The organism is Acinetobacter haemolyticus (assembly GCF_900406815.1).
In the GTDB taxonomy this organism is placed as follows: domain Bacteria; phylum Pseudomonadota; class Gammaproteobacteria; order Pseudomonadales; family Moraxellaceae; genus Acinetobacter; species Acinetobacter haemolyticus_A.
This window is the reverse complement of the sequence record NZ_OVCN01000009.1, coordinates 118,795-131,875: the sequence shown is the minus strand read 5'-3', so window position 1 is coordinate 131,875 and position 13,081 is coordinate 118,795. Positions and strand designations below refer to the sequence as shown.

Genomic DNA, 13,081 nt, shown 5'->3' with positions numbered 1-13,081 from the left:
GTTTGTGTTCAAAGTATGCTTTAACATATTTATTTCAAATATCAAAAAATATCTCTTAAATCTAAATTACGCACTATTTCACCATTTGACAAGTGTTTTTAGTAAATATTTTGTAGTTTCTAGCGTACAAGACCATCTGGTTGCAAGATAATAAGTGATGCTCCACATAAAACCACAACTACCCCCAAGAGATCCCAACGGGTCAGCACGACTTGATCGACATAGCGCAACCACATTAACGCTGTAAATATATAAATACCGCCATAGGCTGCATAAATACGACCAGATGCTACTGGATGCAGTGTCAATAGCCAGACAAAAAGAGCTAGACTCAATGCTGTAGGTATCCACAACCAATGAGATTTGCCCTGATTCAAAATTAAATAAGGGAAATAGCAACCTAAAATTTCAGCAATTGCTGTAATGAAAAATAACCCAAATACCTTAAGTACTTGGGTTATTGAGTAAGTGACTTCAAACATTAAGCAGGTTCAGCACTCGGGTTGATATGATCTTCAAATACTTCCAACTTCAAGCCAACCTCTTTGCCATCTTCCATTTTCACAGAAACCGCAACGTTGCCGCCATGCTCGGCTAGCTCACCAAACAGAATCATTTCAGCAAGCGGTTTTTTCAAGTGTTCCTGAATCAAACGTTGCATAGGACGAGCACCCATGAGACGGTCATAACCATTGGTTGACAACCAGTCACGTGCACTTTGATCTACCTCTAATACGACTTGTTTTTCATCTAACTGGGCTTGCAACTCAGTTAAGAATTTATCTACAACTGATTCGATAACAGTGGTTGGAAGAGATTTGAACTGAATCACACCATCCAAACGATTACGGAATTCAGGCGAGAATGCACGTTTCATTGCATCCTGATTGTCAGCACTATGATCTTGCTCAGTAAAGCCAATACTTGCACGAGAAATACTTTCTGCACCGATATTGGTTGTAAGCACAATAATCACATTTCTAAAATCAGATTTACGTCCATTATTGTCCGTCAATGCACCATGATCCATCACTTGTAATAACAAGTTGAAGACATCAGGATGTGCTTTTTCAATCTCATCAAGTAACAATACACAATGTGGATTCTTATGGATCGCGTCAGTGAGCAAGCCACCTTGATCATAACCAACATAACCTGGAGGCGCACCAATCAAACGAGAAACTGCATGACGCTCCATGTATTCAGACATATCAAAACGCACAAACTCGACACCTAACAATTTAGCTAACTGTTTGGTCACTTCAGTCTTACCGACACCTGTAGGACCTGCAAACACAAAACTGCCTACCGGTTTGTCTGGCGCTTTTAAACCTGCACGGGATAGCTTAATCGCTGATGCTAGTGCTGTAATTGCTTCATCTTGACCAAATACAACACGCTTTAAATCACGCTCTAAGTTTTCAAGTACAGTCTTATCATCTTTAGATACAGTTTTCGGTGGAATACGTGCAATTTTTGACACAATATCTTCAATGTTTTCAACAGAAATCATTGAACCATCCACTTCTGCTTTTAAGCGACGTTGAGCGCCCGCTTCATCAATCACATCAATTGCCTTATCTGGCAAAAAGCGATCATTAATGAATTTAGCAGAAAGCTCTACCGCTGCAACAAGCGCTTTATCTTCATACTCAACATGATGGAAGTCTTCAAATTTTCCTTTTAAACCGCGCAAAATTTCAATCGTTTCATTAATGCTTGGTTCATTTACATCAACCTTTTGAAAACGACGTGATAAAGCATGATCTTTTTCGAATACCTGACGATACTCTTGGAATGTGGTTGATCCAATACAACGTAAACTACCATTCGCCAAAGCTGGTTTAATTAAATTCGATGCATCCATGGTACTGCCCATACTAGAGCCTGCACCAATAATCATATGAATTTCATCAATGAACAAAATGGCATTTGGATTTTTTTTCAAGGCATTCAACAGTTGTTTTAAACGCTTTTCAAAATCACCACGATATTTAGTACCAGCAACTAACGCACCAATATCCAAACTATACACTTCAGCATTTGCAAGTGGTTTCGGCGCCTTACCATTGACAATTAACCAAGCTAGACCTTCGGCTATCGATGTTTTACCAACACCAGGATCACCGACTAAAAGCGGATTATTCTTACGGCGGCGACATAGGATTTGTGCCGCACGCTCAATCTCTTTCTCGCGTCCAATTAAAGGATCTGTTTTACCTTTTTGAGCTTCGACATTTAAGTTAAGCGTATATTGCTCCAATGGCCCAGCACTCGCTGAAGCACCATTTTCACCTTCAATATCTTCTACTTCTTCTTCGACCTGAATCTCATCTTTACGTGTACCATGAGACAAGTATTGAGTTAGCGTCAAACGGTTAATTTGATGACGTTTAAGCAAATAAACAGCAAAAGAATCTCTTTCTGAATACATTGCTACGAGAACATCTGCACCTTCGACTGTTCGATCTCCACCACTCGATTGAACATGGAAGATCGCACGTTGTAAAATTCGATCAAAACTCTCTGTTGGATGAGGCGCTTGTTCACTATTGTCACCAAGCTTTGGGGTATGTTGCTCTACATATTCCTCTAGTTCTTTACGTAGCGTAACGATATCAGCACCACATGCTTTTAGAGCATTCACGGCTGAATCGTTATCAAGTAATGCAAGCAACAAATGTTCTACTGTCAGAAACTCATGTCTCTTTTGACGAGCCATGCTAACAGCCAAACGTAGCGATACTTCTAATTGACGACTGAGCATGTAACCCCCTTATATTTTGGGCCTATCAAAAAAAGACGAATCTTAAACTGAAAAGCCGATTATGGACTGATCCACTTGAGTATCAATAACCGTTATCTAATACACGTTTATGAATCTCTTCGCTTCATAATCTACTGTTAGCATTAGTTGAGCATATTGGTCAAGATTCAAAACAAAGTATTGTTGTAAAATTTCAATTACAAAGAGAATATAAACCATCTAATTGTTCAAAAATAAGACAAATCGATCAAAATATAGATTCTATCAAATTGTCTTTTTAACTCGTCACTTGGACATTCCGCCATCCTTATCAGTTAGCAAGCTCCACAAAAGCTGTGCTTCTTTTAAGTCTATCACTCATAACTTATGAGCCATATCATGGCGCAAGGTCCTGCGCATGAGGCAAAGGCGTTGTTCTTAACCCTTTCACTCACAACACAGTTGCTCGCCTTGCGCATGAGGAATATATTCCGCAAGAGCGGTGCTTTTCTTAACCCTTTCACTCGCAACACAGTTACTCACCTTGCGCATGAGGAATATATTCCGCAAGAGCGGTGCTTTTCTTAACCCTTTCACTCGCAACACAGTTGCTCGCCTTGCGCAGCTAAAAAGCGTTGCTTTTCTTAACGCTGCTCAGGTTCGATTTGGCACAGTAATGGATGACCTTGTGATCGTGCATAATTATTCACCTGATTTGCCTTGGTTTCGGCAATATCACGAGGATAGATCCCTGCCGTACCCTTACCTTCATAGTGAACCGTCAGCATCACCTGACTTGCCTGATCAAAGTCCATGCCGAAATAACTTTGCAGGACTTCTATCACAAAGTCCATTGGTGTGTAGTCATCATTCATTAGAACAACCGCATATAACGGCGGTCGTTTTAATTCTGGTGGTGCAGTTTGTACAACCACCTCACCCTCATGCTCCTCGTGCGAATCACTTAAACGAGGATTTAAGTGCCAATCAACATAACCCGATTGTTGAAACGAGTTTTTTACTTCACTTAAATTCATTTGACGTTTATATCTTCGCATATTGAACACTTAATCTTTAAATTTACTGAGCATTTGCTTCAGCTTGAGGAATTTCTGATACAAAAGCAGAATTTAATTCTACAGGTTGACCACGTTGCCAGCTAAACCGTTTAATCACTGGTGTTCCAGATCCACTTAAACGAACTTCAATAAATTGAGGTGTAAATCCTTTTGGCATCGTCCAGCGTCCAGTCAAACGTTCAAAGTCTTCAAAGTTAAAACTTTTATCTTCTAAAGGTACATCTAGAATTTCAGTATTTCTGATCAAACGTAATTCAACAGTACCACTAGCACGGCGTTTATTTGGGCTCACTTGCACCAAATCAATTTGATATTCAAAAGTATTTTCAGGTAACGATTTAATAGCAAGATTCTGTATCGTTAAGCTGACACCACCTCGTTGTTTCAATATTTCACGATAAATCGCATTCATCCCTTGAAACTGGGTTTTCTCCGCATTGGCTTGATTGATCGCTTTAAACAAGTCATCAGCATTACTTACAGCCATATCTCGCTCTTGAATAGCTGTATTCAAACTTCTATTCATCGAGTCCAAGGCCGTCTTTTGCTTTTGGACAACTTCAACGAGCTGCTCAGCATCTGCATCATAACCAACAACGGTTAATCCTTGACGATGGCCAACAGTATAGCCAACCATGAAACTACCACCAATTAAAATTGCAGCAGCAATTAACAAAGGTAAATTTGATTTTAAGAATTTGTTTTTCTCAACGGAACTGTCTGGTGAATTCGTCGGTTCAACGTTTTCCATCTTCATCTCTATCGTTATGATCTACATCAAAGCACACATTTAAATCCAAATTTAAATGTGTGTGAAGTAAAAAAGCGTTTTTTATGGTAATAAACCAATGCCTTCTAAACCAGTTGCTTCATCAAAGCCAAACATTAAGTTCATATTTTGAACAGCTTGACCAGCAGCACCTTTCACTAGATTATCTTGTGCAACCAAGATAATGAGTTTACTTGGTTGAGGACGGTATAATGCAATTCTAAGCTCATTTGCGCCACGGACGCTACGAGTCTCTGGAGAACTATTTGCTGGCATAACATCAACAAATCTTTCGTCCTTATAAAAATCTTCATACAACGCTTGTAGATCTTTTTGCTGGCCTTGCTCAGTTAAATCAACATAAATCGTGCTTAACATGCCACGAATCATAGGTACTAAATGAGGCACAAACACCAGTTGATCAAACTGACTTTTTTGTCCCGATATATTTTCCAATGCCTCAACAATTTCTGGATGATGACGATGTCCTGCAACACCATAAGCTTTGAAATTATCAGCATTTTCAGTATAAATCATACCAAGACTAGCTTTACGTCCTGCACCTGACACACCTGATTTAGCATCGACAATAATACTTTGTGTGTTAATCAAACCCCACTGATCTTTTATCAGTGGTGCGAGTCCAAGTTGTACAGTTGTTGGATAACACCCAGGATTACCGATCACTTCAGCTTGTTTAATTTTCTCACGATTGAGTTCAGTTAAACCATACGCTGAAGACTGAAGAACCTCTGGGCAAGTATGTTGCATACCATACCATTTCTCGAACTGCTCAAGATTTTGCAAACGAAAATCAGCCGCGAGATCAATTACTTTAGTACCTGCTGCAATTAGCTCTTCAGCATGTTGCATAGCGACACCATGCGGTGTAGCAAAGAAAATCACATCACATTTTTTTAACTGATCTAAATCAAGATCTGAAAACTCTAAATCAGTATGTCCACGTAAACTTGGGAACATATCTGCAACACGCTTTCCGGCTTCTGTACGTGAAGTAAGAATACTGACTTGAACTTGTGAATGTCTTAATAATAGACGTAATAGCTCAACCCCTGTGTATCCAGTCCCACCAACAATACCAACAGAAATCACGTGTCACACCTTTAGCTTTAATTGAGGTAAGCAAATAGTATGGCAGTTTGCCTTGTTTTACACAATCTACAAGCCACTAACTTATAAGAAATTAATGATCAATTATAGAATTAACAGCAATCTATTCGCATATCACCCCAAAATCATATATAAGAATTAAAAGCTTTTTTATTTTATTCGAATAGATTTTACCATTGGTCAAGAAATACTATTGAATCAAGGACAGATTCGCATAGAATAAAACCGCGTAGAAATAATAATTTTCATGGATGCAAATTTTTTTTGGAGAGCTGGAATGCCTTCTTTGATGTTAGAACAAAGATTACATCATCATATTTGTTTAGGCTTGAGTGTCATTTTACTCGGCACCACTTTAGTTGGTTGTGGTAGCGGTGAAAGTAAAGCGAATAAAGAATCTCAACCAGAAGAGGTTATTGTTCCTAAGCCTAAAGATTTCAACATTAAAGTGCCGATTGAGATGCGTAATGTCGTGCTAAAGGTGTTTGATAATTCTGATAACAAATTAGTGCTTGAGCAAAGTGTCATTACCACTACAAATTTAAAAGTGACTCTACCTTATATTTTAGACAGAAACCGCTTATATCGTGTTGAGATCTCTACAACTCCTAGTTCTATTGTATATAACTTTCTCACGAGTAAATACGAAAGCATGAACTTTACTTGGCGAGCTTTGGTAAAGGTTGATGTAAGCAATCTAACTCAAGCAATTTTCATCAATCCAAGTTCTGAAGCGATATATCAAAGAGCGTTGGTACGTTCAGGACAATTACCTACTGATGAAAACCAATATCCTATGCTCATCACAGCAAATCAACTTGATCTTGCGACAGGTGATGTAGATGCCGCACTATTGAGTGCCTTTAAAAATCTTGATATCCCAAATGTAGAAGCAACTACTCTTTTTCACGTATTTTCACCTCAAGATGCTCATTTAAAAACTGCTTTATACGCAAATACCTATCTGAGTTTTGGTTATTTACGTCAGTGGGCCAACACATACCCGGACAATAGCTTTGTCGAATTTGCTCATAATCTGGCTATTGATTTAAGAGATGGTTACCTGGATGGAAAAACGCTTCGTGGTGATCCAGCACCTTTAACTTCACTGGTCGCAACCACACCTGACAACATTGATCCCGCCAAAAACACAATTATTGGTATTGGAACCACTCAAAAAAATGCGCGTGAGCAATATGCAGCTTCATTAAAGCAGGCAGTGCTTGAGCTTGCTGATTCTTTTAACCAAAGCAGCACTAATCCCAAAAACTACAGCAACTTACAACAACGCACTTATGCTGGTGTCATGCCAATTGCTGATCCATCCACACCATCAAGTGTTCGCTTGAATGGTGCTGGTGATTATCGTCGTGCTGTCGGTTTTGCAGATACCAGTGCAACATGTAATGGCTCAATCTACCCTTGTAAACAAGGTTTAATCGGCATCAATCTGATTAATCACTCTTTGCCAACGATTGAATATCTCATTGGTCATTACCAAGACAGTACCCAAAATTGTCAGCTTAATGTTCGAGCCGATGGCTGGATTGAACTTATAAAAGATAATCAAAAGTTTCGATCCAAGTTAGATGGTGACAGCACAGATAATTTATTAAGAGTGAATAAAGCTGATCACGAGTATCTACTAAATAGCAGCTCCCCTGAGCCTAAGCAAGGCGAACTTCAATATGAATTTGTGCAATTACACCTTAAAGAAAATCAAGTATTAAGTGCCAGTGCAGGTTTGGATAGTCGAAAAGCACCAGACCAATTACAAAGTACACAGTTACAATGTAATTTCAACTAATCATAATTAAATCAGGCAATTGAAACATCATTTTTGATTGCCTGATTTAGATTAAGAAATCAAATTTTCACTCATTGTTAGAAATATTAATTTTTATTGTCATTAAACCGTCATCAAATGTTAACCAAAATTTCATATCTATTAATTAGTTTACTTATCAACTAATTTTTAGAGAAAAAACATTGAAACTAAAACCATTACTTTTACCTATATTAATCACCTCCCTGTTATTTACCGCATGTGGCGGAGATGACAATAATTACTCATCATCAAATCAACCTTTAGAAAAACCTAAGCCACCCGTAACAACACCTCAATTCGATGGTGAACTTCTTGAAGTTGGTGCAAATGGTCATGTTAGTGAATTTGGCGGAGCAACTCGCTTAAAAAAAGAACGTACTCAGGCAATGAGAGAGTCTCTGAGTGACAAAACCGTCAAGCATGTAATTCTATTTATTGGTGATGGTACGAGCGATTCTGAAATCACCGCAGCACGAAACTATGCAGAAGGCGCGGCTGGTTATTTTAAAGGCTTAGACGTCTTACCTTTCACTGGAAGCTATACGACTTACTCATTAAATAAAGATGGCGAAGTTGATTACGTGACCGACTCCGCAGCATCAGCAACTGCATGGGCTTCTGGAATTAAAACTTATAACAATGCCTTAGGCCTAGATATTCGCGGAAACCATCATGCAACACTACTAGAACTAGCAAAAAAAGCTGGATTTGCAACAGGTAATGTAACCACCACAGAACTGCAAGATGCAACCCCTGCGGCTTTAGTCTCGCATATCAGCGCACGTAAGTGTTATGGACCAAATGAAACCACTAAACGCTGTCCTGAAAGCGCATTGGAAAATGGTGGATTAGGTTCGATCACAGAACAGCTTTTAACAACCCGTGCTGACGTTACTTTAGGTGGCGGCAAGAAAACATTCTATGAAGTTGCAAAAGCAGGTCCTTTCAAAGATAAGACCTTACTTGAACGCGCAAAATTAGAAAATTATCGTATTGTTGAAGACCTAAACTCGTTAAAAGCAGTTGATAGTGCCAATCAAAACCAGCCTTTACTCGGCTTATTCGCCGATGGTAACCTTCCTGTTATCTGGAGTGGTCCAGTGACACAATTAAATGGACATAAAAAAGGTGCTGAAAGCTGCCAAGATAATAGCGCCTTTTCTATTCAAACACCACGCTTGGCACAAATGACAGAAAAAGCGATCGAGCTATTAAGCAACAATGAAAAAGGCTTCTTTTTACAGGTTGAAAGCGGTTCTATTGATAAACGAAATCATGCAGCCGATCCGTGTGGACAAATTGGTGAAACTGTACAGCTTGATGAAGCCATTCAAGTTGCTCTTAAATTTGCAAAAGAACACGGCGAGACATTGATTGTTGTAACGGGTGATCATGCACATACAAGCCAAATTATACCAATAAATGGAGATAGCCCAGGACAAACTGCAGCTCTGAAAACCAAAGATGGGGTTGCAATGGCAATCAACTATGGCACCGCTCCAGAGGGTTCAAGTCAACATCATACTGGTGCACAAGTCCGTATTGCGGCTTATGGACCACGTGCTGCGAACGTATCTGGCTTACTAGATCAAACCGATTTATTCTTTATTATCCGTGATGCGTTAGGTATTCAACAAAACGCCTCAAGATAAACAGTACTAATTAAGGCGACCACAATATTTGTGGTCGTTTTTATCTATGGAAATTGAGCCATGCACATAACCACTAATGTGAATGCTATACTCTTTCCAACATGATGATTCAAGCTTAAATTTGATGCCAATCGCAAAGAAAACTCCTAAACTTCTTATTTATTTAAGACTCATCCTTGGCATACTCATTGTTATTATTACCCTAATGCAAATCAAATTTTATCCCATTTACACTGTAATCTTCCTGACATTAGGACTTCTCAGTGACATTTTTGATGGCATCATCGCTCGACATTTGGGCGTCTCGGATCAGAATCTACGTAGATTAGACTCAAATATTGACCAAATTTTCTTTATCTGTGCGATCAGTGCAATTTACTTACAGCAACCAGAATTCTTTAAACAACATATTTTTCCAATCATTATTTTAATTATCTTTGAAGCATTCACTTATATCATCAGCTACTTTAAATTTAAGAAAGAAATTGCAACTCATACGATAGGGGCAAAAATATGGACTTTATTTTTATTTGCGTTGCTGGTCCAAATCACACTTACAGGACAATCACAACTTTTATTTAACGCAGTTATTTGGCTAGGGATCCTGACACGCATTGAAATTATCGCAATCATTCTCACACTCAAGCAGTGGCAGAATGATGTACCTAGTCTCAAACAAGCTCTTCGTTTAAGACGAGGATTAGAAATTCAACGCAATCGTTTTTTTAATGGTTAAATAAATCAGACGCTATTATTTTTGATAGTACCAACTCGGTAATTGAACCTGCTTCAACTGTTTACGATGTTCGATGTAATTTCTATCATGTTTCGCAACTTCAGCCCAAAAAGCTTCACTATGATCAAAATGTTTGGTATGTGCCAATTCATGCACACAAACAGAGCGAACAATCGACTCAGGCATCAAAACCAAAGCTGCATTTAACATGATGTCATGTTTAGAGGTACAACTTCCCCACCTTGTCTTTGGTTTTCGGACTGTACACGCTTGGTAAGGCAAGTCGATTTCTCGGCTGATTTGATTTAAATATTCAGGTAAAAATTGTTTTGCATAAGCCAATACCGCTGCTTGTAGTGCTTTTTCAGACTCTATCTCTCGGATAAATAACGTCTGTAATTCCCAATTAAATATAAAGATGTGGCGTTGTTTTTGTTTCACAATGGAGAATGGTTGAGTGTGGGCGAATAATACCAATTGCTCAGGAAAAGTGGATGTTTGAAGCAGTTGCTGTTGTTGCTTTGCCCATGTAGCCAAAAGCCATGATTCGGATTGATTTAAAAATTGTTGAATCTGACGTTTAGTACAAAACAGCGGTACCGTCAAACGAATGCCAGTTAGCTCGACACGCAAACGCAAATTTCTCGCCCTTGCATGTCGAACTACTTTGACTTCTGGTAATGGCGTTTCTCCAGAAACAGATACCATTACTGCGCTACACGCTCTTCAATTCCATTATTGGTTGCAACAATTGCGATCGTTGCTGCATTGAGTGCGAAAATACCATTGGTTACAACACCTGGGATGTTATTTAATGTTTTCTCTAACTCAATTGGATTGAGGATATTTAAATTATAAACATCCAAAATCACATTTCCATTATCAGTCACAACACCTTCACGATATACAGGATCACCGCCTAAAGCGACAATTTTACGTGCGACAGCTGAACGTGCCATCGGGATCACTTCAACAGGTAACGGAAAATCACGTCCTAATTGCTCAACCCATTTCGAATCATCAACTATACAAACAAATTTTTTGGCAATAGAAGCAACAATTTTCTCACGTGTCAACGCAGCGCCACCACCTTTGATCATATGCATATGACGATCTATCTCATCAGCTCCATCTACATAAGCATCTAGGCCGCCTACAGAATTCATATCAACAACTTCGATACCCAATTCTTTAAGGCGTTCTGCTGTTGCATTTGAACTCGCAACTGCTGCTTCTAATTGCAATTCAGGTAACAAATCAATTAAAAAGTTAACCGTACTTCCAGTTCCTACGCCCAAAATGCCGCCTTTAGGCAAATGTTTTAAAGCTGCTTTAGCCGCAGCTTGTTTTTTTTCATCTTGGGTTGCATATAGACTCATGACTTCACTCAACTATTTTGACATTTGCTGTAAGAAAACAGCGCAAATGCACAGGGGTTTGCTACAATGATCCCCTATTTTAAACTGTTATAGGGAAGATGAACATGCTGTCTCGTGTGGTACGACAAATTTTACAAGCAACGGTTTATGATGTTGCGATTGAAACACCGCTAGAAGCAGCTCCACGAATTAGTCAAAAAATTAATAATAATATTCGATTTAAACGTGAAGATTTACAGCCTGTTTTCTCCTTCAAACTTCGCGGTGCTTATAACCGTATTAGCCAGCTTCCAAAAGACCAACTTGAGCGTGGAGTAATCTGTGCTTCAGCAGGAAATCATGCTCAAGGTGTTGCTTTATCTGGAAAAAAATTAGGTATCCATGCCATCATTGTCATGCCAAGTACCACACCTGACATTAAAGTTCAAGCTGTTAAAAATCTTGGTGGTCAAGTGGTGTTGCACGGCGACAGCTTTGATATCGCGAATAAATATGCCAAACAACGTGCTGAAGCAGAAGGCCTAGTTTTTATTCCGCCTTATGATGATGAACTCGTCATTGCTGGCCAAGGCACCATTGCCAATGAAATCTTACGTCAGTGGCGTGATGTCGAATATGTTTTTGTTGCTGTCGGCGGTGGCGGTTTAATTGCAGGTGTAGCTGCCTATCTAGGTGAAGTTGCACCACACGTCAAAGTGATCGGTGTTGAGTATGAAGAGTCTGCTTGTTTAAAAGCCGCACTCGCGGCCAATGAACGTGTGATTTTACCGCATGTTGGATTATTTGCAGATGGCACAGCAGTTGCACAAATTGGTGAACTTCCTTTTGAAATGGTACAACTGCGTAAATCAGACAATTCAGGTCCAATTGTTGATCCAACAATTGTTACGGTAAATACCGATGAAATCTGTGCTGCAATCAAAGATACCTATGATGAAAATCGTAGTATCGTTGAACCTTCTGGTGCAATGGCTTTGGCAGGTATAAAAAAATACGTTGCCGAACATCAAATCAGCGATAAGAACATGGTCTCAATTGTTTGTGGTGCAAACATGAACTTTGATCGCCTCCGTTATATTGCTGAACGTACTGAATTAGGTGAACGTAAAGAAGCAATCTATGCTGTCACCATCCCTGAACAAAAAGGTGCATTCCTTAATTTCTGCCGTTCATTACAGGGTCGCAATATTACTGAATTTAATTATCGTGCAAGTAATAGTAATCAAGCACAGGTGTTTGTTGGTATTAGCCTAAAAGGCGGTGAAACTGAGCGTCACGAAATTCATGAGATGTTAAAGCAGCAATATGAAGTAGATGATCTTTCAGATGATGAAGTTGCTAAACTACATATTCGATACCTAATTGGCGGTCATGCCAATATTGAAAACGAACGTTTATTCCGTGTGGAATTTCCTGAACGACCAGGTGCACTATTAACCTTCCTTGAGCGATTAGGCCCAACGCATAACATTACGTTATTCCACTACCGTAATCACGGCGCTGCCGAAGGTCGAGTACTGGTTGGTTTACAAGCCACTGATGCGAAGCAAAATCCGGATGGGCTTATTGAGACGCTTGAACAAATCACTTATCCATATGCTGAAATTAGCGACAATATTGGATATAAGCGTTTCTTAAAGTAAAAATCACAGTCAAGAAAACCGACAGTTGTCGGTTTTCTTTTTATGTGTACTAGACAAATGTTTTCGAGCAACACAAAATCATTACAAAGAGAATTTTTATCCATTTTAAAATAGATAA

At 39.1% G+C, this 13,081-nt stretch carries 11 protein-coding genes and 1 pseudogene; 4 read left to right on the top strand and 8 right to left on the bottom strand.

The features are described from left to right. Positions 1–119: 119 nt before the first annotated feature. The 6 genes and pseudogenes from DK207_RS08215 to argC form a co-directional block, all read right to left on the bottom strand. Positions 120–482 (bottom strand): YnfA family protein, encoded by a 363-nt coding sequence (locus DK207_RS08215; protein ID WP_109440742.1) that lies wholly within the window; start codon positions 480–482, stop codon positions 120–122. Further along, positions 482–2,767, bottom strand: a complete 2,286-nt coding sequence (gene clpA / locus DK207_RS08210; protein ID WP_004639236.1) for an ATP-dependent Clp protease ATP-binding subunit ClpA — start codon at positions 2,765–2,767, stop codon at positions 482–484. The genes DK207_RS08215 and clpA overlap by 1 nt, the downstream gene beginning before the upstream one ends. Positions 2,768–2,866: 99 nt before the next feature. Then, a pseudogene (locus DK207_RS08205) lies at positions 2,867–2,971 on the bottom strand (ATP-dependent Clp protease adapter ClpS); the annotation flags it as partial. A 419-nt stretch (positions 2,972–3,390) separates the two neighbouring features. Beyond that, positions 3,391–3,804 (bottom strand): ATP-dependent Clp protease adapter ClpS, encoded by a 414-nt coding sequence (gene clpS, locus DK207_RS08200; protein WP_005080553.1) that lies wholly within the window; start codon positions 3,802–3,804, stop codon positions 3,391–3,393. 22 nt (positions 3,805–3,826) lie between these two features. Beyond that, entirely contained in the window at positions 3,827–4,576 is a 750-nt protein-coding gene (locus DK207_RS08195) for a DUF6776 family protein (protein WP_109440741.1), read from the bottom strand. Positions 4,577–4,657: 81 nt separating this feature from the next. After that, positions 4,658–5,707: an N-acetyl-gamma-glutamyl-phosphate reductase gene (argC, locus tag DK207_RS08190; RefSeq protein ID WP_109440740.1), complete on the bottom strand. Its 1,050-nt coding sequence runs from the start codon at positions 5,705–5,707 to the stop codon at positions 4,658–4,660. A 295-nt stretch (positions 5,708–6,002) separates the two neighbouring features. On the opposite strand from argC, the gene DK207_RS08185 reads away from it, so the two are divergent. From DK207_RS08185 to DK207_RS08175, 3 genes are all read left to right on the top strand, one after another. Beyond that, positions 6,003–7,532 carry a hypothetical protein gene (locus DK207_RS08185; protein ID WP_109440739.1) on the top strand — a complete coding sequence of 510 codons (1,530 nt, stop codon included), beginning with the start codon at positions 6,003–6,005 and terminating at the stop codon, positions 7,530–7,532. Positions 7,533–7,714: 182 nt separating this feature from the next. Next, positions 7,715–9,205: an alkaline phosphatase gene (gene phoA, locus DK207_RS08180; RefSeq protein WP_109440738.1), complete on the top strand. Its 1,491-nt coding sequence runs from the start codon at positions 7,715–7,717 to the stop codon at positions 9,203–9,205. 124 nt (positions 9,206–9,329) lie between these two features. Next, positions 9,330–9,941, top strand: coding sequence for a CDP-alcohol phosphatidyltransferase family protein (locus DK207_RS08175; RefSeq protein ID WP_171293653.1), 612 nt, complete (start codon positions 9,330–9,332; stop codon positions 9,939–9,941). A 15-nt stretch (positions 9,942–9,956) separates the two neighbouring features. Here DK207_RS08175 and DK207_RS08170 read toward each other — a convergent pair whose 3' ends face one another. Together DK207_RS08170 and rpiA are read right to left on the bottom strand one after the other, a co-directional pair. Further along, positions 9,957–10,649, bottom strand: coding sequence for a SprT family zinc-dependent metalloprotease (locus DK207_RS08170; protein WP_109440736.1), 693 nt, complete (start codon positions 10,647–10,649; stop codon positions 9,957–9,959). Then, complete coding sequence (gene rpiA / locus DK207_RS08165) at positions 10,649–11,320, bottom strand: ribose-5-phosphate isomerase RpiA (protein ID WP_004639245.1); 672 nt, start codon at positions 11,318–11,320, stop codon at positions 10,649–10,651. The genes DK207_RS08170 and rpiA overlap by 1 nt, the downstream gene beginning before the upstream one ends. Before the next feature lie 98 nt (positions 11,321–11,418). On the opposite strand from rpiA, the gene ilvA reads away from it, so the two are divergent. Further along, a complete protein-coding gene (gene ilvA / locus DK207_RS08160) occupies positions 11,419–12,963 on the top strand; it encodes a threonine ammonia-lyase, biosynthetic (RefSeq protein WP_171293648.1) in 1,545 nt (514 codons plus the stop codon). The last annotated feature ends 118 nt before the right edge of the window (positions 12,964–13,081 follow it).